Raw genomic sequence first — 25,785 nt, forward strand, 5'->3', positions numbered from 1 at the left:
CTTCCTTGACAAGATGTACACCCACGGTAGCAGTTGCGGACGAGTCCGTCTCAGTGCACGTGGATGTTTCCTGAAGAATTCAGTTTGCCGCTGCAGGCAACCCTTCTGCGCGTCTCGGCAGCAGGGCTTCGAACACCACCTGCCCGGCCTCGTTGCGCGCTGCGATGCGCCCTCCGTGCGCGCGCACGAACTGATCGACGATATACAGGCCCAGCCCCAGGCCCTTGCTCTGGTGGAAGCTGGCCTTGAACGGTTCGAACAGCCGCGGCAGCAGCGCGTCGTCGATCCGGCCGGCATTGCTGACCCGCAGCAGCACGTTGCGCGGATCGCGCCCGTCCACCTCCACCCTCGCCTCGCTGCCATGGGTGAGCGCGTTGCCGACCAGATTGGCGGCAACCTGGCCGAGACGGTCCAGATCGCCCTGCAGCCGCGTATCGCCGTGCATGTCCAGATGGATCCGGTCCGCGCCATGCGCGCTGCCCGCTTCGGCCACCACCGCGCGGGTCACGTCGGCCAGATCGCAGGCACTGGCCTGCAGACGCAGGCCACCGCTGCGGATCCGCGAGAAGTCCAGCAGCTGTTCGACCATGCGTGCCATGCGCAGAGTGCTTGCCTCCAGGTACTGCAGGGTCTGCTGCGCGCCCGCATTGTCCTGCGGGATCTCCAGCGCCAGCTTGTCACTGCACAGCAGGATCGCCGACAGCGGCGTGCGCAGATCGTGGGTCAGCACCGCCGCCATTGTTTCGTTGAGCTTGAGCGCGCGTTCCAGCGCCTCGTTGCGCGCCTTCAGCAGCTGCCGCTGCTGGTACAGCTCAATGAAGACGTTGACCTTGCTCAGGATCACCTGCGGCGCCACCGGCTTGTGCAGGAAATCGACCGCACCGCTCTCGTAGCCCTTGAACACGCGCAGGGGATCATCCGGGGAGGCGGTCAGGAAGATGATCGGCACGTCGCGGCTGCGATGCGAACCGCGCATCAGTTCGGCCAGGGTGAAGCCATCGATCTCCGGCATGTGCACGTCCAGCAGGGCCAGTGCCACCTCGTGCTCGAGCAGCAGCTCCAACGCCTGCGCGCCGGAGCCGGCCAGCAGCAGATTCACGCCCTCGCGCTGCAGCAGCGCCTGCATGGCCACCAGGTTCTGCGGTACGTCATCGACGATCAGCAGGTTGACCGGGGACTGCGACTGCGCAGGGTCCGGTGGCAGCAGGTTCATGCAAACAACTCCTTCAGGCGACGACACATCAGTTCAAGGGGCAGCACGGCATCGGCGCCGGCGTACTGCAGGGCGGAGGCCGGCATCATCGACGCCTCGGCTTCCTCGGGACATTGCAGCCAGGCACGGCCACCGGCACGGCGCACGGCGGCAACGCCCTCGCTTCCATCACTGCTGGCACCGGTCAGCAGCAGGGCCAATACCCGCCTGCCGAACACCGCAGCAGCGGAGTCGAACAGCGGATCGATGGCCGGACGGGAGAACAGCACCGGCGCATCCACCGACAACGCCACTGCCCCCTCGTCCTCCACCAGCAGGTGGTAATCCGGCGGCGCGAACGTCACCGTGCCCAGCTGCAACGGCTGCTTGTCTTCGGCTTCGCGCACCGGCAGCGCGCAGTACGGCGCCAGCACCTCGGCGATGCGGCTGGTGCGATCACGCGGCAGGTGCAGCACGGCCAGTACCGGCACCTGCAGCGTCGCCGGGAGCGCACCGAGTACCGCCTGCAGGGCCGCTACGCCACCGGCAGACGCGCCGATCACCAGCACGGCAGGACGCGCCGGCAGCGCCATCAGGCCACCTTCCGGTACAGGCGGTGCTCGCGCGAACAGACCTCGAAGGCGTCATGGTGGCACCCGAACTGCAGCGATTCCTTGCTGCCAAGACCGAGGAAGCCCCGGTGCACCAGCGCTTCGCGGAACAGGCCAACAGCGCGGTCCTGCAGGTCGCGGTTGAAATAGATCAGCACGTTGCGGCACGACACCAGGTGCACTTCGGAGAACACGGTATCGGTGGCGAGGCTGTGGTCGGCGAAGACCACGTTGCGGCGCAGCTGGCGGTCGAACACCGCGCCATCGTAGGCCGTGGCGTAGTAGTCGGACAACGACGCCGTGCCACCGGCAGCCAGGTAGTTGCGGCTGAACTGGGCCATCCGGTCGATGCCATACGCGCCCGCCTCGGCGGTGGCCAACGCGGCCGGATTGATGTCGGTGGCATAGACGATGCTGCGATCAAGCAGGCCTTCCTCATGCAGGAGGATCGCCAGCGACCACACCTCCTCACCGGTGCTGCAACCGGCCACCCACAGCTTCACCGAGGGATAGGTGCGCAGCACCGGCACCACCTGCTCGCGCAGTTCACGGAAATACGCTGGATCACGGAACATCTCCGAGACCTGCACGGTGAAGAACTGCATGGCCTGGGCGAACAGCTCCGGCTCGTGCAGCAGCCGGTACTGCAGGTCGACCAGCCGTTCGCACTCATAGCGCTGCATCGCCTGGCGCATGCGCCGGCGCAGCGACGACACCGCATAGCTGCGGAAATCGTAGTGGTAGCGCTGGTACAGCGCCTCCAGCAGGACCTTCAGTTCCAGGTCGAACAACGCCTGTTCGTTCATTGCCGCGAGCACCAGACCCGGCACAGCGAGACCAGCTTGTCGACGTCGATGGGCTTGGCGATGTAGTCGTTGGCACCGGCCTGCAGGCAACGCTCGCGGTCATCGGGCATGGCCTTGGCGGTCAGCGCGATGATCGGCAGGTCCTGCAGGTGACGTTGCGCGCGGATCTCGCGCATCGCGGCCAGGCCGTCCTTCTCCGGCATCATGATGTCCATCAGCACCAGGTCGACCTCGCGCTCAGCCAGGCGATCCACCGCTTCCTGGCCGTTGCGCGCGATCTCCAGCGTCACGCCCAGCGGCTCAAGCACGCTGGATAGCGCGAAGATGTTGCGTACGTCATCCTCGGCCAGCAAAACAGTACGGCCATCGAGCACGGTGTCGCGACGGCGGGCCTCGCGCAGCAGGCGCTGCTGGTCGGTGGGCAGGCTGGCTTCCACGCTGTGCAGGAACAGGGTCACCTCATCCAGCAGCCGTTCGGGCGAACGCGCGCCCTTGATGATGATGCTCTTCGAATAGCGGCGCAGGCGCTGCTCTTCCTCGCGGCCGAGCGCGCGACCGGTATAGACGATCACCGGCGGGAAGCCGACATCATCGTTGCCGGCCATGTGCTCGAGCAGGTCGTAGCCGCTGCCGTCGGGCAGCGACAGGTCCATCACCATGCAGTCGAAGGTGACCGTGCTGAGTTGCTCCAGCGCGCCGGCCAGCGTTCCCACTGCAACGATCTGCAGCTGATCACGGCCCAGCAACAGTTCCAGGTTGTGGCGCAGCTCGCTGTCGTCCTCGACGATCAGCAGGCGCCGCACGTCGCGCTGGCTGGTCTGTTCCAGCTGTTCGATGGCCGTCACCAGCCGCTCGCGCGTGGTCGGCTTGATCGCGAAACCAATCGCACCCAGCTCGCGCGCCACCTGGCTGCGGTCCATCGCCGAAACCACGTGCACCGGGATATGCCGGGTATCGGGGTTGCGCTTCAGGCGCTCCAGCACGCTCAGGCCGGACACGTCCGGCAGGCCGATATCGAGCAGGATGCCGTTGGGGCGCAGTTCGCTGGCCAGGGTCAGCGCCTCTTCGGCGGTCCCAGCCACCACACAGTCGAAGTCCAGTTCATGGGCCAGGGCCACAAGCGCTTCGGCGAACGTGGCGTCGTCCTCGACGGCCAGGATCAAGCGGCCGGCGCGTTGGCGACGGCCGCGGTCATCGGCCACGCTGGCGGTGACGGGCGCCACGGATGCAACGGTCGGTGCGACAGCGGTGCGCGCAGCGATCGGCGGCGCAGGCTGCGGCGCAGGCGCTATTGAGGCGGCGGCAGGCACTTCGCCCGGTTCCGAAACCGGCGCGCCCTGCAACGGCAGTTCCAGGATGAAGCAGCTGCCGCGACCCGGTTCACTGTCGACCTGGATGCTGCCACCCATGCGCTCGGCCAGATCGCGCGAGATCGACAGGCCCAGGCCGGTGCCACCGTAGCGGCGGCGGGTGCTGCCATCGGCCTGGCGGAAGGCTTCGAAGATGACCTGCAGCTGCTCGCGGGCAATGCCGATACCGCTGTCGCAGACCTCGAAACGGATGCGTCCATGACCGCCCGCACGCACGTGCAGGCTGACCTTGCCATGCTCGGTGAACTTCACCGCATTGGCCAGCAGGTTCTTCAGGATCTGCTGCAGGCGCTGGCTGTCGACCACCAGCTGGCTGGGGGCCAGCGCATCGGCCTCGATCTGCAGGGCCAGGCCCTTCTGCCGCGCCATCGGCTCGAAGGTCTCGCGCAGGCGCTGCAGTACGCTGCCCGTCACCACCACTTCATCGGCCAGCTCGACGTGGCCGGCCTCGATGCGCGAAAGGTCCAGGATGTCGTTGATCAGCGCCAGCAGATCGTTGTTGGACGACAGGATCGCGCGCGCATACTTCACCTGTTCTTCGGTGAGCGTGCCGTCCTTGTTGTCGGCCAGCAGCTTGGCCAGGATCAGCGAGCTGTTCAGCGGCGTGCGCAGTTCATGCGACATGTTGGCCAGGAACTCGGACTTGTAGCGCGAGGTGGCGGCCAGTTCGTTGCTGTTGCGCACCAGCTGGCTCTGCGCGACCAGCAGCGCCTGCTTCTGCGCCTCCAGCTCGTGGGTGCGCTCCTCCAGCTGGACGTTGCTCTGTTCCAGCTCGGCCTGCTGCTCTTCCAGATGGGTCTGCGAGTGCTGCAGGCTGCGGCTCTGCTCTTCCAGCTCCTCATTGGCCACGCGCAGCTCTTCCTGCTGGGCCTGCAGCTCCTCACCCTGGCGCTGCGATTCCTCCAGCAGTACCACCAGTTGTGCGCGCAGCAGCGATGCACGCAGCGCCATTCCGATGGTCTCGGCACAGCGCTCCAGCAGCTCGACATCGAGTCGATCCTGTTCGCCGGCGCGGGTGCGTCCCAGTTCAATGATGCCCACCACCGCGCCATCGCTGCTGATCGGCGCCAGGATGCGCTCGCGCACCGGCAACCGCCCCAGGCTGGTCTGCAGCTCAAGCACCGCATCGTCACCCCCATGCAGGTGGCGGATGCGTTCGTCGCGCGCCACCTGCCCGGCCACGCCCTCCTGCAATGCCAGCGACGCCGGCATGCCGGACGGCAACGCCAGCCCACCGGTCAGCTGCAGTCGCCCGCCTTCCAGGCGGTAGACGGCGGCGACGTCGGCCTGCAGCTTGGCCCCCAGGCTGGTTGCCGCCGCCTCGGCGATCTGCTCCGGACCCAGGTCACCGCGCAGGCTCATCGCCACCGCGTTCTCGGCCTCCTGCAGCCAGAGCGCACGCATCGCGTCGCGCCGCGCCTGGATGGCGCGGGAGACGATCAGCGCGATCATCAGGAACGCACACCCGCCAATGCTGCGGTTGACGAACGAGAACGCCGAGTTGGAGCTGGCCGGGGCAACGTTGTAGCCGATGATCAACAGGATGCAGGCGACGACGGCCACGATGAACGGCGCGCGTGCACTGCGCTGGAACAGCGTGACGCCGACAGCGAGGAAGTACGCCAGCCAGACGGCGTAGCCCAGCGGAACCACCAGTTCCAACGCAATGGTCGCTGCCAGCAGTACGGCGGAGGTCATCCAGATCCAGCGGTCACGCGTAGTCGCACCAGGACGCATGCAGGTCGGTTCCAGAGCACAAAGGGTGGGTGATGGTACTCCGTGTCGTATTCAGCCGCACAGGACCATTGGCACGTGCCGCGCCTGCACGCACTCTTCACACTGCACTGCCTAGCTTCACGTCCCTCCCAGGGGTAATGCTCATTTCCACGTGGACGCAGCTGCTTCTACGACGTCCGTGCTGACGGACCCTTCCCGCCAACTGCGACTGCTGATCGACAGCGTGCGCGACCATGCGCTGTACCTGCTTGATCCTGATGGCATCGTCTGCAGCTGGAACCCGGGCGCGGAGCGCATCAAGGGCTATTCAGCCGGTGAAGTGGTCGGCACGCACTTTGGCCGTTTCTATCTGGCTGCCGATCGCGAAGCCGGGGAACCGCAGCGCCTGCTCCGCCTCGCAGCGCAGCACGGTCACGTCGCCAGTGAAGGCTGGCGGGTGCGCCGCGATGGCTCGTCTTTCCGTGCCAGCGTGGTCATCGAGCCGGTCGTCGAAGCAGGCGAGCTGCTCGGCTTCGTCAAGATCACCCGCGACATCACCGAGCAGTGGCAGGCACAGCGGCTGCTGCGTGATGCCCAGCGTGCGCTGCGCAATACCCAACAGTTCGAGACCGTCGGCCGCCTCAGCCGCGGGCTGTCGCACGAGTTCAACAATCTGTTGACCACCATCGGCAACGCCCTGGACCTGCTGTCCCTGCGCGTGAACGGTGACGATGCACGCGCCGCCGAGCTGCTTGATGCGGCGCAGACTGCGACCGATCGTGGTGCGCTGCTGACCCGCCAGCTGCTGGCCTTCAGCACCGGCCAGACCCTGATCCGCGAACCACTGGATATCAATGCGCTGATACGGCAGTGGCTGCCGGACCTGCAACGCGCCTGCCCGCCCACGGTGGTGCTGGATGCCCAGCTGGCGCCCGGCCTGCCTTCGATCAACACCGATGCGCTGCAGCTGCAGACGGCGCTGGCCAATCTGGTCGCCAATGCCGCGGATGCTACCCTTGAAGGCGGCCGCATCCTGATCGGCACTGCGCTGGAACATCGCCTCGATCCGGATGCGGACTCCACGCTGCAACGTGGCTATGTCACCCTCAGCGTCTGCGATGAGGGCCACGGGATGGCGGCCGACATCGCCGAACGGGCGACCGAGCCGTTCTTCACCACCAAGGACATCGGCAAAGGCAGCGGCCTGGGCCTGAGCCAGGTGTTCGGATTCACTACCCAGAGCGGCGGCTTCGTCGACGTGTCCACCACGCCCGGTGTCGGCACCACGGTCAGCCTGCTGCTCCCCGCAATGGAGGACCCTGCCGATGACCGATGACCCGATCCGCGTATTGATGGTGGAAGACCAGACCGATCTGCGTGAAATGATCGGCCTGGCCCTGCGCGACCTCGGCATCGACGTGGCCACGACCGCCGATGCGCATGAGGCCGCCGCCCTGCTGAAGGGCGAAGCGCGTTTCGACGTGGTGTTCAGTGACGTCAGCATGCCCAACGGCATGTCCGGCATCGAACTGAGCGAGCACGTGGCACGCGAGCAGCCGCAGGCACGGATGATCCTGTCGTCCGGCTACGCCCGCTCGCAGCTGCCTCCACTGCCCGAGCAGGTCGAGTTCCTGCCCAAGCCGTACCGCCTGCGCCAGCTGGTGCAGTTGTTGAAGCAGGCGTAAGGCACGGTGCCCCGGCAGCAGGGCCCTGCGGTCAACCCGTCATCGCCCCCCGCTGGAACGAAGCCAGCAGCGTAGAGGCTGCCGCTGCCGGCGCCAGCCGACCGCGCGCCAGTGACCAGGTGATGCCGTAGAAGCAGGTCCAGTAGAAGTCCGCGAGCCACACTGCGGTGAAACCAACATTGAACTCTCCGGCCGCCTGACCACGCAGGAAGAAGGCCTCGAAGCGCTCGCCGATCGGCGCCCAGCGCTCCGGCAGCAGATGCAGGTCACCCTGGCGCTGCTGCTCTTCCATCATCCGCGCGAACAGCAGCGTTACCAGCTCCCAGTCCGCCAGCAGCGTGGCGGTGACCTGCTCCAGCACGTGGCGCGCATCACCGCCCTCATCGAACCAGACCGCCGCCGCTTCCACGCGCTCGAAGCCGGCCGCGAACAGTGCCTCGTCGATCGCCTCCCGGGTGGGCGCAAACCGGTACAGGGTCGCGCGGCTGATACCGGCCCCGCGCGCGAGTTCGCTGAGGGTGCAGCGTGGATGGCTGACCAGGGTGGCCGCCAGCGCGTGGGGCAGGTCGCGGCGGGTGCTTGCTGCAGCAGGTCGCATGAAAGCGCTGAGGTGTGGGTTCGCCCTCACGCTAGCATGAATCACCAATTAATAAACTGAATCAAAGATGATTCATTCGGATCACCGATGCGCTAAAACAGAGATGCGTCCGGTGCACCCGGGTCGGTGCACGGCAGGGAGCGCGTCACAGGCATCGAAGGAGACAACGCCATGCTGCATCCACTACGCGATATCGCTGTGCTGTTCGACGCCAGCGACACCGGGGACCGCGTTCTCAACATCGCCGCCCATCTGGCGCAGGCACAGCAGGCCCATCTGGTCGCGGTCTCCACTGCCCAGCATCCCACCGACATCGCCAACGGTTTCGCACGCGGTGCCGGCATCGCCGCCGCACTCGACCACGAGGCGCGCGCGGATGCCGCCTGCACCGCGCAGCTGATGCAGAACCTGCGTGCCGTGTCCGAGCCGCTGCAGATCAGCACCGAACTGCGCATCGTCTCGGACTACCTGGGCGGCGCCGACCTGGCCCTGCAGTCGCTGTACTGCGACCTGATCATCGCCGGCTATCCGCGTACTCCCGGCGCCCCTTCTGGCTGGCACCCGCTGGGAACGCTGCGCCAGACCGGCGTGCCGATGCTGCTGGTGCCACCGCATTGGCATGGCGACCAGGTCGGCCATCGCATCGTGGTGGCCTGGAATGCCAGCAAGCAGGCACGTCGTGCGGTAGCCGATGCGTTGCCGCTGCTGGCACGTGCGAAAGCGGTGCACCTGCTGATGGTCGACACGCCCAAGGCCGAGGCCACACCTGGCGCCGAGATGGCCCAGCACCTGGCGCGGCACGGCGTCGAAGTAGAGATCCAGGCGATCAGTTCAAGCCAGGGCGGCGTTGCCGCGACCATCCGCCAGCACGTGCTCGATGCCGACGCCGACCTGCTGGTGCTGGGCCCTACAGCCGCAGCCGGGTGGTCGAGCGTGTGCTCGGCGGGGTCACCGAGGATCTGCTGGCCGAAGTACCGGCGCCCTTGTTCGTGTCGCACTAGTACCGCCCTGCCCTGCCCGGCGATAGCCGGTCAGCGACTGCCCCGTGTGCCGCCGGAAGTAGCGGCACAGGTAGGACGCATCCTCGAAGCCCAGTCGCTCGGCGATACGACCGATCGGCAATTCGCTGTAGGTCAGCAGCGCCTTGATTTCCAGCACCACCTGGCGATCAATCAACGCCTTTGGCGTTTCGTCGAAGCACTCGCGGGTCAGCTGCGAAAGATAGAACGGGGTGATGCACAGCGCGTCGGCATAGGACTGCACGTCGCGCTGGCGCGTGCTGCGCTCACCGACCAGTTCCCAGAAATTCCAGGCCAAGCGCTCGCGTCGGCTGACCTGCGCCACGGCCACACTGCGCGCCGGCAACAGCGTTGCGAATTTGAGGAAGAACGTCTGCAGCAGGTTGCGCAGCATCACGTGACGATAGCGGCCGCCATTGTGCTGCGCATCCATCAACTGCTGCAGCCAGCCCTGCAGCAGCGGCACGTCCAGCGGCGACGGCACGCAGTGGGGCTGATCGTGCAGGAACTTGAACAGTGCATTGGGAAGCACATAGGCCACCTCCGATGCCAGCGCCTTGGGCATCAGGCAGACCACCGCCAGAAAGCCGCGTGAGCGCTGCCGCAGCAGCGCCAGCGTGTCCTCTGCCAGCACCAGCACATCGTGCCGCTGCACCGCTACCTCGCGGAAGTTCAGTGCAAAGCGCGCGCGCCCCGATACGCATACCAGCACCGCCAGATAAGCGTGGCCGAACGACAGCGGGACGCCCTGCCCTTCGGCCAGCGTACTGACCTCCAGGCGCATGGATTCGTCCTGGTCCAGGAGCTGGGGTACGCGATCCATCGGCCGATCCGGCTGTATTCCGGGCCCCAGCATACCCGGGCTCGACCACCCGTTGTGAAAAGTACCGAAACCATCAAGGTCCCGCCCTGGGCCGATCGCGCCTGGCGACCTAGCCTGTGCACTCTCTTTGTTCCCGTGGAATTGACATGCAGCTGCACACCGAACGCTTGATCCTTCGCCCCTGGCGCGACACCGACGCTGCCGATCTGTACGAGTACGCCCGCGACCCGCGCGTGGGCCCCATCGCCGGCTGGCCGGTGCACACCAGCGTTGAGGAAAGTACCGAAATCATCCGCACCGTCTTCAACCGGCCAGAGGTCTACGCGCTGCAGAGCCGCGAGGACGGCCACGCGATCGGCTGTGTCGGCATCCTGATCGGCACCGACAGCAACTTCGAGATCAGCGATCGAGAGGGTGAGATCGCCTACTGGATCGGCGTTCCGTACTGGGGCCGCGGACTGGTGCCCGAAGCGGTGCGCGAAGTGATGCGGCACGCCTTCATGCAGCTGGAACTGGACGCACTGTGGTGCGGCTACTTCGCTGACAACCTGCAATCGCTCAGCGCACAGAGCAAATGCGGTTTCCAGCATCACCATACCGAGGTGAACAAGTTCAACAGCTTCCTCGGCGACTACCGCACCGAGCACATCAGCCGCATCACCCGCGAGCAATGGTTTGCCCTGCAGGCCACCTTGCCAGCATGAGCGAAGTTCAGGCCGACGTGCGCTGCATGAACAGAAGTTCCGGCGTCGAGGACGCATCAACCTGCTGGAAGCCGAGGTCGCGATACAGGGCCACGGCAGCTGCGTTGTCACGATAGACGCGCAACGTGAGGCGCTGCACACCGGCTTCGCGCATGGCCTGTGCACTCAAGGCCTGCATGAGCAGCCGGCCAAGGCCGCGCCCGCGTGCCAGCGGGGAAACAATGATGCGGCCCAGGTGCGCGGTACCGGCGTCGGTCATCCAGTACTGGCCAAAGCCCAGGCACTGGCCCTGCTCGTCAAGCAGCGCCCAGCCCGGCCGCAGCCCGAGTTCGAGCACCTGCGCGAACCGTTCCTGCGGCAAGGGAAACGGCACGCCGGGGCCCGCCCAGCGCTGGGTGGCCTCGGCGGAATCAAGCCAATCGGCAATGGTGGCGTAGTGGGAAGGCTGGACGGCGCTGAGGCTTGGTTTCATGACCCGCATGGTGCGTCATTCGTGGCGGTTAGACACGCTGCATGGCGACACTTGAGTTTTGTCATAGGACAATAAACAATTCCAGGTGTCCAGCCCATTCCCCCTTCGGGAGATCCCATGTTCAAAGGCCTCAGCGCGTTTCCACTGACCCCGCTCTCTGAAGCCGGCATCGACTTTCGTGCGTTTGCCGGACTGGTCGAGCGCCTGGCGGATTCCGATGTTGATTCGATGGGCGTGCTTGGCTCCACTGGCAGCTACGCCTATCTGGAGAAGCACGAGCGCAAGCGCGTGCTGCGCGAAGCACTCGCGCACGCCGGGGGTGTTCCGGTGATCGCCGGCATCGGTGCATTGCGTACTCGCGATGTGCTGGAACTGGCCCTGGACGCCGAGGATGCAGGTGCTGCAGGCCTGCTGCTCGCCCCCGTGTCTTACCAGTCCCTGAAGGACCATGAGGTGCAAGCACTGTTTGAGACCATTTGTAGGGCGGTGCGTACACCGATCTGCGTCTACGACAATCCAGGCACCACGCACTTCCGCTTCACCGATGCACTGCATGGCCGGATCGCCGCGCTGCCCAACATCGCTTCGATCAAGATTCCGCGCCTCGCTGATGATCCGGCCGATGCGGCCGCCCGCGTTGCTGCACTCCGTGCATGCGTTCCCGCACATGTGACGCTGGGCGTCAGTGGTGACGCCTCGGCGGTGCGAGGGCTGCTGGCGGGGTGTGACGGCTGGTATTCGGTGACCGCCGGGCTTTTCCCCGAGGTAGCGCTGCAGATCATGCGGGCCGTGGGGAGTGGCGATGAAGAGGGTGCTATTGCCCTGTCTGCGCGGCTGGCGCCGCTGTGGTCCCTGTACGACCGGTTCGGCGGGATTCGCGTGATGGCCTGCGCGGCGGCCCTGCTGGGACTGTGCAGCGAGAACTGCCTGCCGTTGCCGTTGCAGGGGCTGCGTGGCGGGGATCGCGAGGAGGTCGCGGCGGTGCTGGGTGGACTGGGATTGTTGTAGAGCCCCGGAGTACGGCTGCCATGCGCCTGCGGAAGATGGTGACCCCGGCCCGATTCGAACGGGCGACCTTCCCCTTAGGAGGGGGACGCTCTATCCAGCTGAGCTACGGGGCCATTGGCAGCGGGGAAGGATACCTCGTCTGGCTGAATGGACCAAGCGCGGGGCGTTCTGCAGAGCCCTCGGAGTAGATATGCTGGCCCACCGCGACCCGTTGTGAACAGGATGTCCGACGTCTGGCGAACTCTCTCCGCCCTCGGCGACAGCCGCTGGCTGCTGCCGATGGCCCTGGTGCTACTGATCACCCTGCCCCGCGCAGACGCACGCCTGAAATGGCGATGGCTGCTGGCCATCGCCGTCACCGCCGGCGTTACGCTTGCCTCAAAGCTGGCCTTCATGGGCTGGGGGATTGGCATCAAGAGCGTGCACTTCACCGGTTTCTCCGGGCATGCCGCGATGTCCAGTGTCGTCTATCCAGTCGTTGGTGTACTGCTTGCCGGCCCCGGCAAGCGCGCACGGGCGATCGGCCTGGTAATCGGCGTGCTGTTGGCCACCGCTATTGCCTGGTCACGAATCCCGCTGCATGCGCACAGCCTCTCGGAAGTAATTGCCGGGCTGGCACTTGGACTGAGCTGCAGCACATTGACGCTGCGCACGGCCTCACCCATCGGACGTCCACCCGCGGTGGCTGTTGTCGCTGCCGTACTCGCGGGGATGATTCTACCCTTCACCCTGCCCGACCTTCATACCCATCAGCTCGTGATCGCACTGGCGAAGTTCATCTCCGGCAGGGCTGAGATCTTCCAAAACTTCTGAGAATCGCCAAGGCGACTCCACATTTCCTTCACGTTCCTTGACAGGGCAAATGAATAGAAGCCAACATAGCGGTGGAAAAATTTCCCTCACGGAGTAGGAGACCCCGTAGATGAAGAAGATGATTGCCGCCCTGGCCCTGCTGGGCCTGTCCTCGCCGGTGTTCGCTCAGGAAGCTCCTGTCGCCGCCGAAACCAGCGCTGAAGTTGCTGGCGCTGAAGCTGCTGGCGCTGCCGCCACCGGCACCCTGACCACCGTCGCCACCGTGGGCCTGGGCGTTGCCGCTGCTGGCGTGCTGTACAGCGTTGCTGCGGACAGCAGCAAGGATGACGCGGGCAACAACAATGGTGGCGGCACCACCAACCCGCCGACCGGCACCACGGGCACCACCGGCACGACCGGCACCACCCGCTGATCGACACGCCGACGTAGCACCCCGCCCTCGCCGGGCGTCAGTTCGGCGAGGGTTTTTTCATGCCCGATCGGGCCAGGAACAGATTTCGATGGACTGCAAGCGTTTCGTAGCCACAATGACGGTGGCACTCACCCTGACCGGCTGCATGTGGGCGCCAGGCCAGCATCTTCGCTCGAGCACCTTCGCTCGCGATGATCAGCCCATTGGCAACGACCAGATCGAACTGATTCCGATCACGCCCAAGCTGATCGCCATGGAGCGCGCCACTCGCGATGTCGCGGCACTGCCCGCCGCCCTGACCCAGTATCAGCCGGGCCCCTACCGCATCGGTGCGGGCGACATTCTCTACATCACCGTATGGGATCATCCCGAACTGACGGTACCCGCTGGCCCCCAACAGCAATTGAATGCTGCCGGCCGCCCCGTCCAATCGGATGGAACACTGTTCTATCCCTACATCGGCAAGATCAGCGCGTCGGGCAAGACACCTGCAGAGCTGCGTGAAGAGCTGACATCCAAGCTCGCCCGCTACATCGAGGCGCCACAGGTGGATGTATCACTACTGACGTACGCAAGCCAACGCGTGTGGGTTACCGGCGCCTCGCGCCAGCCCGCCACCGTTGCGCTCACGGTCGTGCCCTTGACGTTGGGCGATGCCATCAGCCAAGCGGGCCTGGACCCGACGCAAGCGGACCTCTCCGGCGTACGCCTCACCCGCAACGGCACCACCTACACCATCGACCTGGATCGACTTGGCCGCAACGGCGGAGGCGACACCAATGTGTTCCTGGCTGCCGGCGATCATATTTACGTGCCTTACCTGGATCACAAGGAAGTGTTCGTGGTAGGTGAAGTCAATCAACCCGGTGCACTGAACTTCAAGACCGGCGAGATTTCCCTGAGCCAGGCACTTGGCCGAGCGCGCGGCCTGTTGCAGACCACCTCCAACGGCAACGCTGTCTACGTGATCCGCGGCTCGAATGACCTGCAGAGCACTCCGTCGCAGGTGTTCCACCTGGAAGCGAAGTCACCCGCTGCATTTGCCGTGGCCAGCCAGTTCGACCTGCAACCTGGTGATGTCGTGTTTGTCGGTGCCGCCGGCGTGACCCGCTGGAGCCGGTTCGTGAACCAGCTGCTACCCTTCACCGCCATCATCAGCAACGCTGCCAGCGCGCGCAACGATCTGGACAAGTAACGTGGTCTCTACCGTGAGCAGGATCGCTCAGGCTGCCACCCGACGTGCAAACCGCCAGCGCCCCGTGGCGCTGGCCTTGCTTGTACTCATCACCGCAACCAGTTGCGGCGTTGTGGGCAAGACCAGCGTCAAGTCGGTGCAGATCGCACTGCAGGGCAAGCCCGATGTGGAGCCAACGGCTGCCGAAGTTGCTGCCAATCGATTCCCGCAGATCAAGGTCACTGGACCCGCGGGTGGCGCGATTCTGGTACTTGGCAACATCGATTCCGGGCGCCAGGCGTGGTACAGCTCCGAGCGAAGCATCGTCTTCCTCAGGAATGGCATCGTCGTCGGGACCCATGGCAGCACCCCAGAACTGCAGGGAATGACCATCGAGGGGGATTCTCCCTTCCATGCCCTGCACCGGATAGCGGACGGCACGACCATACAGCGCCGCTATGACGTCATGCCTGATTACAGGTATGGAATGAACGTCACCGGCACCCTGGTCACCTTGGGCAAAGAGAAGGTCCAGATCCTGGAGAGCGAGCGCGAGCTGTTGCACGTGCGGGAGCGGCTTCAGGGCGACGGCTGGAAGCGCGACAACCACTACTGGGTCGATCCTGCCAACGGGTTCATCTGGAAGAGCATCCAGGCCATCGCACCCGACACCAGCCTTGAAGTTGTCCAGCTCAAGCCCTACTCGCAGGACCTGTAGAACCGATGACACTGCGACCGATCATCCTTGGGCTGGCACTGGCGCTGGCCTGCCATGCGCACGCCTCATCGCCGATCAATGTCGAAGCGGCCGGTCATGTTCGCAATCCCGGCATGCACACGCTTCCCGCCGATGCCCGCCTCAGCGCAGTCGCACTCGCTGCAGCGCCGGAAGAAGAAGCCTATATGCTGGGCGCCGCCCTTCTTCGGCAACGTGCACTGACGCCGCAGACCCGCCTCAAAGCGGGCCTGCTCTTCGATCTTGGAACACTCGCCTCCCAGCAGGATGCTCCGGAGCTTGCCGACGCGGCCGCACAGCTGGCGCGCGAGCTCGGTGACCTACCAGTGACCGGGCGCGAACCGCAGCTCCTTGATCCGCGCCGCCTGGAAGCGAGTGCCGCGGAAAATCGACCCGCGCTGGCCGGCGACCGCGTCGTCTATCCCGGCCGACCCGAAACCGTGCAGGTTGTTGGCGCGGTCGTACAGCCGTGCAAGCTGCAGCATCAAGCCACACTCGACGCACGAAGCTACCGCAACGCGTGTGCCTTGCTGCCGGTGGCGAGCCCTGATGACCTCTACGTCATCCAACCCGACGGCAAGGTGCAGCAGCTCGGCGTGGCGCTGTGGAACCGGAGCGCTCCAGTGCGCTTGGCGCCAGGCGCCGTGATCTACGTACCATTGAGCGCCGCCAAGATCCGCAACATTGCCCCCGATGTCAACGAGGATGCCGTGCGCTTCCTTGCCACCCAGGTGCTGGATGCACCCGGAGTTTCATACTGATGCGCCATCGCCCCATCCCACTGGCACGCGCCAGTGTTGCCCTTCTCAGCCTGGGCGTCAGCGCTGCATTGCACGCACAGACAGCCCCTGCCCCCACCGCCAGCGATTGGGGCGGCGTCGGCCTGCTGCAGACCCCCACCGCACGCATGGCCGACGACGGCGAAGTGAGCTTCACCGCAAGCCATACCTCGCCCTACAGTCGCTACAACGTGGTGATGCAGCCCCTGCCATGGGTTGAAGGCGCATTCCGCTATGTCTCGGTAGCGAATCGACGCTATGGCCCGGAGTGGCTGAGCGGCAAGCAGAACTACAAGGACAAATCCATCGACCTGAAGGTCCGGCTGTGGCAGGAAAGCCGATGGGCCCCCGAGGTGTCCGCAGGCTTCCGCGATATCGGTGGTACCGGCCTGTTCTCCAGCGAGTACCTGGTTGCAAGCAAGCGGTTCGGACCGATCGATGCAAGCCTTGGTCTTGCCACCGGCTACATCGGCAATCGAGGAGACTTCTCGAACCCGCTTCGGGTAATCAGCGACCGCTTTGAAGAGCGCCCACGCGCGCAGGGCACCGGCAACTTCAACAGCAAGGGCATGTTCCGCGGTCCCGTCGGCATCTTCGGTGGCATCGCCTACCAGACACCCTGGGAACCCCTGCAGCTGAAGCTTGAGTACGACGGCAACGACTACAAGCGCGAACCACAGAACAACAATCAGACTCAGAAGAGCCCGATCAACCTTGGCGCAAGCTATGCCGTGAATCCCAACGTGCAACTGCATCTTGGCTGGGAACGGGGCGACACAGCCATGCTCGGCATTACCCTGCGCGGCAATGTGGCACGAGCGAAGTCAACGCCAAAATTGCTCGACCCGCCGCCAGTCGCACGCGCTTCAGCAGAACCCCCGACTCAGTCAATGGATGACATTGATTGGCATGCACTGAGCCGGACGCTGGAAGAGAACGCTGGCCTCCGTGTCACGGACATCAGCCGGCGCGGCTCGGAAGTGATCGTCAGTGGCGAACAGCGCCGGTTCTACTACCCGGCTCAGGGTATTGGCCGGGCCGCACGCATCCTTGATGCAGAACTACCCTCCGATCCCACGTGGTTCACAATCCAGAACACTCGCCTCGGCATCCCTGTCGTGGAGAGCAGCATTGAGCGCAGCGCCTTCAACCGCTACCTCGACAATCGCATCCCACTAAGCGAGCTGGCGGGCCACATCGAGCAGGCAGCGCCTGCGCAGCAGCGCCGCGAGAGCCTGTACACAGCGCCGCTTCAGCGCTTTGACGGCGCGTTCAATATTGGATACCAGCAGCAGCTGGGTGGACCGGATGGCTTCTTCCTGTTCCAGGTCGCAGGCACCTACTCGGCCAATCTTCACTTCACACGGAACACCTGGCTGAGTGGAACGGTCAGCTACAACGCGTACAACAACTACAACCGCTTCCGCTACGACGCGCCAAGCAACCTGCCCCGGGTCCGCACGAACATCCGTAGGTACCTGACTACGGAAGACCTGACCCTGACCAACCTCCAGTTCACCAGCAATCATCAGCTGGGCAAGGACCTGTATGGCTCGGCATACGCCGGCCTGTTCGAGGCCATGTACGGCGGTGTGGGCGGAGAGATCCTCTACCGCCCCCTCAACGAGCGCTGGGCCTTAGGTGCCGAACTGAACTGGGTGAAGCAGCGCGATTTCGACCAGCGCTTCAGCTTCCGCGACTACAGCACCACCACCGGCCACGCCAGCTTCTATTATCAGTGGGGCGATGAGCACAAGATCACCAGCATGATCAGCGCCGGCCGCTACCTGGCGAAGGACTGGGGCGCCACAATCTCGGTTGCGCGCGCCTTCGACAATGGCGTCAACATGGGCGCATACGCCACCAAGACCGACGTTTCGTCCAAGGACTTTGGCGAAGGCAGTTTCGACAAGGGCATCTTCATTTCGATCCCCTTCGACTTCCTCCTGCCTCGTTCGACTCGCGCCCGTGCGACGTTCGCCTGGAATCCACTATATCGAGACGGTGGCGCGCGATTGAGTCGTAGCTACTCGCTTTACCAATTGACGTCGGAGCGGGACCCGGACTTCTTCTTCGACAATCTCGAAAACATCGCAAAGTAAGCCCATGGAAATCGAGCCATCTCGATTCCACCCAATTGAACAGGCAACATCGAAGTCTGCAAGGAAGAACAACATGCGTGTAGCAATCATCCACGACTGGCTTACAGTCAATGCCGGTGCCGAGAAGGTACTGAAGCAGATGCTACTGCTGTACCCCCAGGCAGAGATATTCACTCTGGTGGACTTCCTCCCTGAGGAAGATCGCTCTTTCCTTGGCAGCCACAAGGTTCACACCAGTTTCATCCAGAAACTGCCACGTGCACGCAAAAGCTATCGGAGTTATCTTCCGCTCATGCCGCTTGCCATCGAGCAGTTTGATCTCAGCGGCTTCGACCTTGTTCTATCAAGCAGCTACGCCGTAGCCAAAGGCGTGCTCACTGGCCCAGATCAAGTCCATGTGTGCTACTGCCACTCCCCGATTCGCTATGCTTGGGACCTTCAGCCGCAGTATCTGCGCGAATCCGGGCTGGAACGGGGCCTGAAGAGTGCCATCGCACGGATCATTCTCTCCTATATCCGCATGTGGGACGTTCGGACCGCCAATGGTGTGGACCATTTCATCGCCAACTCGACGTTCATTGCTCGGCGTATTCGCAAGGTCTACGGGCGCGATTCTGTTGTGATCCCCCCACCAGTTGATATCCCGGAGACTCTCCCCAGCCCTATCCGCCAAGACTACTACGTCACAGCTTCACGGCTGGTGCCCTACAAGCGCATCGACCTGATCATCGAAGCGTTCAATCAAATGCCTGATCGCAAGCTAGTTGTTATTGGCAGCGGACCGATGCTGGAACAGATGAAGCGGCTCGCCAAGCACAACGTGAGCGTTCTCGGGTACCAGCCCCAGGAAGTGCTCGAGAAGCATCTTGCCGAGGCACGCGCCTTCGTATTTGCGGCTGAAGAGGACTTTGGTATTGCGCCGGTGGAAGCGCAAGCGTTTGGAACGCCGGTGATCGCCTACGGGAAAGGAGGCATCCTCGACAGCGTCAAAGAAGGAGAAACAGGATCTTTCTTTTCCGAGCAATCTTCGTTGTCAATCCAAAACGCCATCAGATCATTCGAGCTGCGCTGCGCACCTTGGAATCACACCCAGATTTCCAAGCACGCCAACAAATTCAGTCCTGATGAGTTCCGCAATAGGCTGGCGAAAGAAGTTCAGCTTGCACACCAGAACCATCAACGACAGAAAAATCATGCCATTGATTAAACGCAGCTGCATAATACTGCACTCGAGCAAAGGGCCTTTCAGTTGAGATCGCGGGCGGACCTCGCACTGCAAAGGGTACAAAATGAATCTGACGCCTCAGCCCCTCTCGTAAGCCCCAAAATTCAAGACCGAGAATAATTATTTAGAGGCCCCTACACCAGCCAAGGAGAGGGACCATCTGAGAAACGGCCTCAGGCTTGCAAATCGAACATCCCTGATTTTCGTTGCTTGGATAGGCGCCCAATGTCATTCAACATTGCGACTGTTCGTGACTCATAAGTGTGACGCCTTGCCTCAATCTGACCACGCTCCTTGGCCACTGAAACATCCATAAGGCTTGCCTCAATCTCGCTGACAAACTCATCCGCACCCGAAGCAAATCTACACACATGTGCAAACTCCCTCAGAGAATCAAGGCGCACACTTACAACGGGCAAGCCAGCAGCAAGATACTCAAAGAACTTCATTGGAAACATGCCAAGAGTGTAGTCATTGAGAATATTGGGCATAATGGCAACATTCATACCCTTGAGATAAGCAGGCAAATCAGCATAAGGCCGCGGCCCTAAGAGGTGCACATTGGGAGCGGTACTGAGCAATTCAGCACAGGTCCAAGGATCACCCTCCCCCACCTTCCCGACAAGCACAATATTCCAGTCAGGGCGGCGCCGGGCGATTCCAACAATTAGTTCAAAATCTATTTTATAAGAACTAATCGCTCCAACAAATCCAATCACCGGCCCTTTGAGCGTCGCAATGTCCGAAGGAACCTGGACACCCGACGAACCCGCTGACGAAAAGTGCACGTAGTCAGCCACATTTGGGTAGTAAATAGTATTTGGATTAATATCGCGACGCCCCTCAAGAAGAGGCTCCGCAGTAACGAATATCACATCCGACTCTCGTACCAGCTCTTTTTCACGTGAATCAATTGCCTCAAACGGCATGCCCGGCTGCGCCTTTACATCATCCACGCAGTGATATACCACCGTCGCGAAACGATCTAAATCCACCAACTGCGTTGTAATTGGATTATAAGTCCAGAGGACGGATGGCTTAAGGCCAACAATACGACTCCAGACCGCGAAAGAGAATCCGAGCAAGGATCTGTTTACCCTCCCAACCACGCTATTTCCATGAAACGGTAGCAGCATGGGCGAAACAACCCATACTCCATCCCTAACCCTTCTAGGCAAGGCGAAGGCCTTTCGGATCCTTCCAATTATCCGTTTCATATCACTTGCAGAAGCAGAAGGCCTTCGGAGACCCACCGAATCAACATACAAGACTCGATATCCAAGCCTACTCAGTTCACATGCAACATGCTGCTTATTGGTCCAGAATGGATTATCCCAATCCGCCGTGGAAAGCAAAATAACATCCCTATTTGTCATAAATCTTCCCCAGCGATCGGCGAATCAAACCAAAAGCAACTGTGCGCGACCGTCTCCAAAGAAGAAGCGCCAGGACCCAATACCCACAGAATACTCCAGCAACACCAAGCTCCCCAACACCTGGATGAGGGAGCGTCATAACTGCTGCCACGTGCCCCCCCCCAATAATGAGCATGGGGAATAGCCATTTCGAGAAATCACCAAGAACACCCAAATTCCAGCAACACATAAAAGTCAAGAGCACCGAGGCTGCCGCGGCCGCGCAACCCAATGCCACTCCACCAATCTTCTTGTAGAGAAGAAAGCTAATTAGAATTTGTACAGCAACCGATATCATCGTAAAAGCCACGACCATACCGTTGCGCATCCGAGCACTCATGGCCTTAACCAGAAAGTAGCTTACAACCTGCGCCCAGAGCCCTACAGACATAGATGAAAGAATAGAAACGGTCGAAGCGGTTGAATTCTCACCAAATTCCCCGTGCTGAAATAGGAGTCGCACAAGCGTCTCTCCGTGCAGCAGCAGAATGAACGAGATCGGAACCGTGACAATCAGAAGTGCTGAAACAACCTTCACAAGCACTGACCTGAACTCAACTGCCGTCATTGACCCCATTGTGGCCAAACCGGCGAGGCCCAAGGGCATCGCAAGAAGAAGCACTCCAGTCTCAGTAATCAACTTTGCATACCCAAGCGCAGCCACGGTTGAGTCAGAGATCAATGAAGCAATCGCGCGCTCCGCCACTACCCCTGCTTGAAGCACGACCGGCAGAAGGAGCAAGGGTCGTATTGCGCGAAGAAATCTAAACATCGAATCAAAGTAGTATTCGCGCCTTAGCATTGAGACAGGGGCCCAGCTCCCAACACAAGCAGCCCGAACACCCAATGCAGAATACAGTGCATAGGAACACAGGAACGCCCACGCAATCAAGGAAAAATCCGAGAAGCACCATGCAAGCGCAATTCCAAGAATCATGCCGACATTCTGTATTGTGGCGCGCATCGAAGCCAACGAGAACTCACCATTGGCCATCGCCAGATATGAAAGCAAATTCCCAGCCACATAAAATGGAACGCCCAACGCAGACACCTTAAGAAGCTCTATCGTTAGGCCCCTGGCCTCCGGACCGAACCCCGGAGCCACTACAGAAACCCAGGATTCCGCCAAAACCAGCAGCATCAACAGAATGCCAAAGGAGATCGGAACCATGATAGAAAGAACTGCCCAGAATAAACCTATAACTCTCTCTCTGCCCTCTTTTTCAATGGAAGAGTATAAAGGCAGAAATCCCGCTGACAGCGCGTTAGCGGCGAAGAACTCTACAGGAACTAGCGTAGCCGTTTGGGATGCACGCGCCGCCGATGCTACCGCACCGGTTCCAAAAGCTGTAGCAAGTAAAATCTCCCTAAGTACTCCCGACAGTTTCCCAATGACAGAGCCTGTTGCAAGCTTCAAGGCCGCGCGTATCATTGCACTTCGCCCTTCGATCTACTGGCACCAGAAAACAAACTCAAATAACTCAGTGCAGCATACTGCAATGAATAGCGCTCCGGCAGCAAGCTAGTACGATCCATTCTTGGTTGAATCACTTTAACAGCTCGTGCAACGCTCGCAGGATCGTGGGGATCCACCTCCTCTATAGCTTCCGACGGCCGCTCTTGCTGGACGACATGACGCGAAACAATACAAGGAAGACCACACGCCAATGCCTCGAGAATATTCATTGGCAAACCCTCGACCCGAACTGTCGTAAACAGCATTACGTCAGCGGCCGAAAGGTAATCCACCATCTCATCTCGCGAAACCGCCCCCGCAAAATGCACAAAGTCCTCCAAACCCAGCTCACGCACCTTGCTCTGAAGACGGACCCGTTCTGGTCCATCACCAACAATGAGGTACCGAACAGAACAATCATCCCTCAAAGCAACGGCAATGCCATCCAGCGCTTGGTAGATCCCCTTCTGCCCGTCTAAGCGCGCCGCTGTAACTACTACCTTCGAGTTACACCAGCCCATTGACTCTCGAAGACGGAGAGCTCGCTCAGAATCATACCGAAATGTTTCTTCTGAAACCCCATTGCTAATCAGACAAGCCCCTCTTTCTCCACTCAATACGAGTGCAATGGGGAAACGTCCAAATTCAGTTACAACGGCTTGACCGATTGCAACAACAGAAGCATATCGTGGATAATCACGCAAATCTTTGATTAGATTGACTAGATTTTTCAGAGACTTAATCAATTCAATCGCGCGACGAGATCTCCATTTTGAAACCAGCTCGCCAAGTGATGTCCCATGCGCCTGCATATGGATGCGTTTCCGAACATCATGCCCCAAATCGAGGAAGGGACTGGCGGCTGAACTGACGCCGAGAATCGCATCAAAGGACAGCAGATATTCCCTGGGGCAGGCATCCAGAAGTCCTCGCCTCCATCGCGCACCGTATCGCCGCCATGCAACACCTTTCATGCCGCGAATTTCTACACCACTGTCCCAGAATGTATCTGGCCGATCGCTAATCTCCGCAGTGATAATAGCCACCTCGTGACCTAGGCGAGCAAACTCTCTTGCCAAATCCCAGGCAACTGCCTGCATTCCACCAATGGAATGATGAGGCAGAACACGAGTAACGATGAGAAGCCTCACAGAAGCCCCTCATAGAGTCGACCCAATACAGCCGACTGCACTTTCACATTGAACGAATCCTCGACTATCTCGCGAGCTTGAGCAGATACCCTTGAAGCGAAAGCCGGGCTGATAATGTAGTGACGCATAGCCTCAGCTATAGCTCCAACATTCCCCTCCTCAACCAAGAGACCATTCACTTCCTGCTTTATAAGCTCTGGAATTCCCGCATGAAAAGTTGAAACTATAGGGGTGCCTGTAGCTGCCGCCTCCATGAGAACGATCGGAAGACCTTCAGTATCACCATTTGCCGCCGTTCTACTTGGCTGACACAGCATTAATGCATTCTCCATCAGCTTTCGGGCTTGCTCTCTAGGGACCCCTCCCAGGAAATCCACATGAGACGAAAGGCCCGACGAATCCACGAGATCCCTTATACGCCTCTCCATCGGTCCCGCACCAACAATTACAAGGCGAATATCAGGATGCCCACGATGGATCAGGCGAAATGCATTGATGAGGTCTATGCACCCTTTCTTCTCCACCAGCCTTCCTACATGGAGAATGTAATTTCCCGATCGTTCCGCTACGGGCTTATATGCGAAGGCATCGACGTCCACCCCCATGTAGTGCGTTACAACGCGCCCCTCAGGAAAGCCACTTTCAAGAACCATTCTTTCAATATGGCGAGAAACACAGACAAACAGGTTCCCCCTGCGTTTTAGACCAGATTTAAATAGAACGTAGTTAATCCATGCCGGCTTCATCGAACGCAATAGCTCGGAAGGTTTGAGCGTTACATCATAGCCATGAAAGGTCGTCACTAAGGGAACGTCCATTTCTTTAGCCAAGCCTTCGGCATAGACCCCCTCCACGCCGAAGTGTGCATGAATCAACTCTACACTGGCATCACGCAGTGGCTCAATGTATCCCTTACTGGACCTGAGAATCGACTGGCATCCTTTAGAAAAGGCCCCCATTCTCGTATCATCCCAGAGTGCAAACGAATTGACATCCGGATGTGCAGAACGCGTGCGGCCAGTATAAAACGGCGTCCAGCCAGGGACGGAGTCGGCTTGCTCCCTAATGAATGGTTCGGATTGTTTGAAGAGCTCATGCCTAAAGACGGCATACGATTTAGGCTTTTTCATCAAACGTCTCCTAATAACTTTCTAATATGCAGGCAATAATCAAATCCGCACGCGGATGGCATGCGCTCTATTACCCGCCAACGGCCGCATGATTGCTGCACCCAAGAAAATTGCAGCTACCGAGCTCTCTGCCGGGACTTGCGTAATACCGTAGATGACCATAAAAAAGAGAACAGTGCCCCCACAAGCGAGGAACAACTCTCGACTCGCAAGCGTCAACTTCAAAACTGCTGTAAAGATCATTGCAATCAAAGCAACCCCATAGATTCCACCCACAAAGATCATATAAAGGTAGAGGTTATCGACGAAGGCATACGCAAATCCGCCGCCACCGAGCTGCATTGATGCCCCCAACCCCCCAACCCCGAGGCCAAATAACATGCCAGAATTGGCAATGCCATACTGAATAACTGCCGGCCAGACCACGGTGAACCTATCGTGCAAGCTTGCATATCCCCCGCCCCCAGGGATTGCCGCGCCCTTTGAATACATATAGAACGGCAGTAATAGGCCGACGATCAACCCAGCAACAATGAATGACCCAAGAGCGCGCCTAACCACCCTGCGATTCAAAAGGATCGGAATCGAGGAAATTGCAAATGCGAGTGCAGCTGTCTTCATTGTGCTGAGATAAATGGAAATAAAGACGAACAGCACGATAAGGACGCGCATCAAAGATCGACGCTCCGTGCTGGCCACGAGCAAACCCAAGACTGCGATGAGCAAAGAAGACTCGATAGACGAGCTGGATAAGCCAGCCAAACGCCGAACACCGCCATCAGACCACTCCCGTCCGACCAGCGATGAAATTCCGCCAATTTCGATCGTAAGCCCTTCCCACGGAAAGACAATAAAATAATTTATCAGCTGAAATGTAATTGCCGCACCCAACAGAATCCTGATCTTCCGCAACATCCAGTGACTGAGAACAGACTGATAAAAAATCATCCCAAAAAAGAATGGAAGAAGGACCCAGAACCCCATCATCACCTGCGCAATTCCATTCAGCAGAAGTGAACTAGCAAGGCACAAGAAAATAACCGAGACTATAGCAAGCTGCCCCGTCCGCAACCTAAACAGGGCAAGCGGGACCAGCGCAACAGAAAGAAGAAGGATTTTTGAAGCAAGATGAAAGTATGGCAAACCAACAAGGAAACCGAGATACTTCAGCAATCCCGCACAGGCAGTCGTCCACAAATGGAACAGTACAGCCCACTGAAGAAAATCCCCTTTTCCTGCAACGACCTGAGACGGCAAAAATCTCAATTCCTCGCCATTAGAAATTTCCACTAGCAGATCTCGTTAGTTGCCCCAAAAGGGCGTTCCCCGCGCAGATTGGGCGCCGCGATTAGAAAGCACGCCGCAGCCTCATCCAGCAGCGGACTAAA

The 25,785-nt window shown here is 60.8% G+C and carries 24 protein-coding genes and 1 tRNA gene; 11 read left to right on the forward strand and 14 right to left on the reverse strand.

Going from position 1 to position 25,785, the window contains the following annotated elements; genetic code table 11:
- Positions 1 to 79: 79 nt before the first annotated feature.
- From N7573_RS05320 to N7573_RS05335, 4 genes are read right to left on the reverse strand one after another with little or no spacing between them, the layout of a single operon-like run.
- A complete protein-coding gene (locus N7573_RS05320; protein ID WP_279912091.1) occupies positions 80 to 1,213 on the reverse strand; it encodes a hybrid sensor histidine kinase/response regulator in 1,134 nt (377 codons plus the stop codon).
- Complete coding sequence (locus N7573_RS05325) at positions 1,210 to 1,785, reverse strand: chemotaxis protein CheB (RefSeq protein ID WP_032127501.1); 576 nt, start codon at positions 1,783 to 1,785, stop codon at positions 1,210 to 1,212. The genes N7573_RS05320 and N7573_RS05325 overlap by 4 nt, the downstream gene beginning before the upstream one ends.
- Positions 1,785 to 2,609, reverse strand: a complete 825-nt coding sequence (locus N7573_RS05330; protein WP_032127427.1) for a CheR family methyltransferase — start codon at positions 2,607 to 2,609, stop codon at positions 1,785 to 1,787. Before N7573_RS05330 ends, N7573_RS05325 begins: the two co-directional genes overlap by 1 nt.
- A complete protein-coding gene (locus N7573_RS05335) occupies positions 2,606 to 5,716 on the reverse strand; it encodes a response regulator (RefSeq protein WP_279912090.1) in 3,111 nt (1,036 codons plus the stop codon). Before N7573_RS05335 ends, N7573_RS05330 begins: the two co-directional genes overlap by 4 nt.
- Before the next feature lie 178 nt (positions 5,717 to 5,894).
- On the opposite strand from N7573_RS05335, the gene N7573_RS05340 reads away from it, so the two are divergent.
- Positions 5,895 to 7,031, forward strand: a complete 1,137-nt coding sequence (locus tag N7573_RS05340; protein WP_279912089.1) for a PAS domain S-box protein — start codon at positions 5,895 to 5,897, stop codon at positions 7,029 to 7,031.
- Complete coding sequence (locus tag N7573_RS05345) at positions 7,021 to 7,380, forward strand: response regulator (protein WP_010482617.1); 360 nt, start codon at positions 7,021 to 7,023, stop codon at positions 7,378 to 7,380. Before N7573_RS05340 ends, N7573_RS05345 begins: the two co-directional genes overlap by 11 nt.
- Before the next feature lie 31 nt (positions 7,381 to 7,411).
- Here N7573_RS05345 and N7573_RS05350 read toward each other — a convergent pair whose 3' ends face one another.
- The 3 genes from N7573_RS05350 to N7573_RS05360 form a co-directional block, all read right to left on the reverse strand.
- Positions 7,412 to 7,978, reverse strand: a complete 567-nt coding sequence (locus tag N7573_RS05350) for a TetR/AcrR family transcriptional regulator (protein WP_197655599.1) — start codon at positions 7,976 to 7,978, stop codon at positions 7,412 to 7,414.
- A 183-nt stretch (positions 7,979 to 8,161) separates the two neighbouring features.
- A complete protein-coding gene (locus N7573_RS05355; RefSeq protein ID WP_279912088.1) occupies positions 8,162 to 8,779 on the reverse strand; it encodes a hypothetical protein in 618 nt (205 codons plus the stop codon).
- Between the two features lie 147 nt (positions 8,780 to 8,926).
- On the reverse strand, positions 8,927 to 9,820 hold the full coding sequence (locus tag N7573_RS05360; RefSeq protein ID WP_279912087.1) for a helix-turn-helix domain-containing protein: 894 nt from the start codon (positions 9,818 to 9,820) through the stop codon (positions 8,927 to 8,929).
- Between the two features lie 146 nt (positions 9,821 to 9,966).
- Between N7573_RS05360 and N7573_RS05365 the strand changes: the two genes are divergently transcribed.
- Entirely contained in the window at positions 9,967 to 10,524 is a 558-nt protein-coding gene (locus N7573_RS05365) for a GNAT family N-acetyltransferase (protein WP_132809997.1), read from the forward strand.
- Between the two features lie 7 nt (positions 10,525 to 10,531).
- On the opposite strand, the gene N7573_RS05370 is transcribed toward N7573_RS05365, so the two are convergent.
- Positions 10,532 to 10,996: a GNAT family N-acetyltransferase gene (locus N7573_RS05370; protein ID WP_279912086.1), complete on the reverse strand. Its 465-nt coding sequence runs from the start codon at positions 10,994 to 10,996 to the stop codon at positions 10,532 to 10,534.
- A gap of 117 nt (positions 10,997 to 11,113) precedes the next feature.
- Here N7573_RS05370 and N7573_RS05375 point away from each other — a divergent pair, with 117 nt between their 5' ends.
- Positions 11,114 to 12,004 carry a dihydrodipicolinate synthase family protein gene (locus tag N7573_RS05375; RefSeq protein WP_279912085.1) on the forward strand — a complete coding sequence of 297 codons (891 nt, stop codon included), beginning with the start codon at positions 11,114 to 11,116 and terminating at the stop codon, positions 12,002 to 12,004.
- A 36-nt stretch (positions 12,005 to 12,040) separates the two neighbouring features.
- On the opposite strand, the gene N7573_RS05380 is transcribed toward N7573_RS05375, so the two are convergent.
- Positions 12,041 to 12,117 (reverse strand) — tRNA-Arg (locus tag N7573_RS05380).
- Between the two features lie 109 nt (positions 12,118 to 12,226).
- Here N7573_RS05380 and N7573_RS05385 point away from each other — a divergent pair.
- The 7 genes from N7573_RS05385 (at position 12,227) to N7573_RS05415 (ending at position 19,227) form a co-directional block, all read left to right on the forward strand.
- A complete protein-coding gene (locus N7573_RS05385; protein ID WP_279912084.1) occupies positions 12,227 to 12,817 on the forward strand; it encodes a phosphatase PAP2 family protein in 591 nt (196 codons plus the stop codon).
- Between the two features lie 109 nt (positions 12,818 to 12,926).
- Positions 12,927 to 13,229 carry a hypothetical protein gene (locus N7573_RS05390; protein WP_132809993.1) on the forward strand — a complete coding sequence of 101 codons (303 nt, stop codon included), beginning with the start codon at positions 12,927 to 12,929 and terminating at the stop codon, positions 13,227 to 13,229.
- An 88-nt stretch (positions 13,230 to 13,317) separates the two neighbouring features.
- Positions 13,318 to 14,424: a polysaccharide biosynthesis/export family protein gene (locus N7573_RS05395; protein WP_132809992.1), complete on the forward strand. Its 1,107-nt coding sequence runs from the start codon at positions 13,318 to 13,320 to the stop codon at positions 14,422 to 14,424.
- 13 nt (positions 14,425 to 14,437) lie between these two features.
- The gene (locus tag N7573_RS05400) at positions 14,438 to 15,121 is read left to right on the forward strand and encodes a YjbF family lipoprotein (RefSeq protein WP_279912083.1); all 684 of its coding nucleotides are present in this window, start codon (positions 14,438 to 14,440) and stop codon (positions 15,119 to 15,121) included.
- Positions 15,122 to 15,126: 5 nt separating this feature from the next.
- Positions 15,127 to 15,900, forward strand: a complete 774-nt coding sequence (locus N7573_RS05405) for a capsule biosynthesis GfcC family protein (RefSeq protein WP_279943091.1) — start codon at positions 15,127 to 15,129, stop codon at positions 15,898 to 15,900.
- A complete protein-coding gene (locus N7573_RS05410; RefSeq protein ID WP_279912081.1) occupies positions 15,900 to 18,020 on the forward strand; it encodes a YjbH domain-containing protein in 2,121 nt (706 codons plus the stop codon). The genes N7573_RS05405 and N7573_RS05410 overlap by 1 nt, the downstream gene beginning before the upstream one ends.
- Positions 18,021 to 18,093: 73 nt before the next feature.
- The gene (locus tag N7573_RS05415; RefSeq protein ID WP_279912080.1) at positions 18,094 to 19,227 is read left to right on the forward strand and encodes a glycosyltransferase family 4 protein; all 1,134 of its coding nucleotides are present in this window, start codon (positions 18,094 to 18,096) and stop codon (positions 19,225 to 19,227) included.
- Positions 19,228 to 19,418: 191 nt separating this feature from the next.
- On the opposite strand, the gene N7573_RS05420 is transcribed toward N7573_RS05415, so the two are convergent.
- The 5 genes from N7573_RS05420 to N7573_RS05440 form a co-directional block, all read right to left on the reverse strand.
- Positions 19,419 to 20,201, reverse strand: a complete 783-nt coding sequence (locus N7573_RS05420; RefSeq protein ID WP_279912079.1) for a glycosyltransferase — start codon at positions 20,199 to 20,201, stop codon at positions 19,419 to 19,421.
- Between the two features lie 409 nt (positions 20,202 to 20,610).
- On the reverse strand, positions 20,611 to 22,077 hold the full coding sequence (locus N7573_RS05425; RefSeq protein ID WP_277779050.1) for a lipid II flippase MurJ: 1,467 nt from the start codon (positions 22,075 to 22,077) through the stop codon (positions 20,611 to 20,613).
- Positions 22,078 to 22,088: 11 nt separating this feature from the next.
- Entirely contained in the window at positions 22,089 to 23,267 is a 1,179-nt protein-coding gene (locus N7573_RS05430; protein WP_279912078.1) for a glycosyltransferase family 4 protein, read from the reverse strand.
- Complete coding sequence (locus N7573_RS05435) at positions 23,264 to 24,397, reverse strand: glycosyltransferase (protein ID WP_279912077.1); 1,134 nt, start codon at positions 24,395 to 24,397, stop codon at positions 23,264 to 23,266. The genes N7573_RS05430 and N7573_RS05435 overlap by 4 nt, the downstream gene beginning before the upstream one ends.
- A 39-nt stretch (positions 24,398 to 24,436) precedes the next feature.
- Positions 24,437 to 25,687 carry a hypothetical protein gene (locus N7573_RS05440; RefSeq protein WP_279912076.1) on the reverse strand — a complete coding sequence of 417 codons (1,251 nt, stop codon included), beginning with the start codon at positions 25,685 to 25,687 and terminating at the stop codon, positions 24,437 to 24,439.
- Positions 25,688 to 25,785: the final 98 nt, after the last annotated feature.

The sequence above is a fragment of the Stenotrophomonas sp. GD04054 genome (assembly GCF_029836955.1).
Classification (GTDB): Bacteria; Pseudomonadota; Gammaproteobacteria; order Xanthomonadales; family Xanthomonadaceae; genus Stenotrophomonas; species Stenotrophomonas maltophilia_A.

Bases quoted from the DNA above. Each gene is read 5' to 3' on its own strand.
- N7573_RS05395 (WP_132809992.1), top strand. From the start codon at position 13,318: ATGGACTGCAAGCGTTTCGTAGCCACAATGACGGTGGCACTCACCCTG.
- N7573_RS05410 (WP_279912081.1), top strand. From the start codon at position 15,900: ATGCGCCATCGCCCCATCCCACTGGCACGCGCCAGTGTTGCCCTTCTC.
- N7573_RS05320 (WP_279912091.1), bottom strand. From the start codon at position 1,213: ATGAACCTGCTGCCACCGGACCCTGCGCAGTCGCAGTCCCCGGTCAAC.
- N7573_RS05325 (WP_032127501.1), bottom strand. From the start codon at position 1,785: ATGGCGCTGCCGGCGCGTCCTGCCGTGCTGGTGATCGGCGCGTCTGCC.
- N7573_RS05375 (WP_279912085.1), top strand. From the start codon at position 11,114: ATGTTCAAAGGCCTCAGCGCGTTTCCACTGACCCCGCTCTCTGAAGCC.
- N7573_RS05370 (WP_279912086.1), bottom strand. From the start codon at position 10,996: ATGAAACCAAGCCTCAGCGCCGTCCAGCCTTCCCACTACGCCACCATT.
- N7573_RS05415 (WP_279912080.1), top strand. From the start codon at position 18,094: ATGCGTGTAGCAATCATCCACGACTGGCTTACAGTCAATGCCGGTGCC.
- N7573_RS05345 (WP_010482617.1), top strand. From the start codon at position 7,021: ATGACCGATGACCCGATCCGCGTATTGATGGTGGAAGACCAGACCGAT.
- N7573_RS05405 (WP_279943091.1), top strand. From the start codon at position 15,127: ATGACACTGCGACCGATCATCCTTGGGCTGGCACTGGCGCTGGCCTGC.
- N7573_RS05435 (WP_279912077.1), bottom strand. From the start codon at position 24,397: ATGAAAAAGCCTAAATCGTATGCCGTCTTTAGGCATGAGCTCTTCAAA.
- N7573_RS05330 (WP_032127427.1), bottom strand. From the start codon at position 2,609: ATGAACGAACAGGCGTTGTTCGACCTGGAACTGAAGGTCCTGCTGGAG.
- N7573_RS05360 (WP_279912087.1), bottom strand. From the start codon at position 9,820: ATGGATCGCGTACCCCAGCTCCTGGACCAGGACGAATCCATGCGCCTG.
- N7573_RS05365 (WP_132809997.1), top strand. From the start codon at position 9,967: ATGCAGCTGCACACCGAACGCTTGATCCTTCGCCCCTGGCGCGACACC.
- N7573_RS05390 (WP_132809993.1), top strand. From the start codon at position 12,927: ATGAAGAAGATGATTGCCGCCCTGGCCCTGCTGGGCCTGTCCTCGCCG.
- N7573_RS05335 (WP_279912090.1), bottom strand. From the start codon at position 5,716: ATGCGTCCTGGTGCGACTACGCGTGACCGCTGGATCTGGATGACCTCC.
- N7573_RS05350 (WP_197655599.1), bottom strand. From the start codon at position 7,978: ATGCGACCTGCTGCAGCAAGCACCCGCCGCGACCTGCCCCACGCGCTG.
- N7573_RS05385 (WP_279912084.1), top strand. From the start codon at position 12,227: ATGTCCGACGTCTGGCGAACTCTCTCCGCCCTCGGCGACAGCCGCTGG.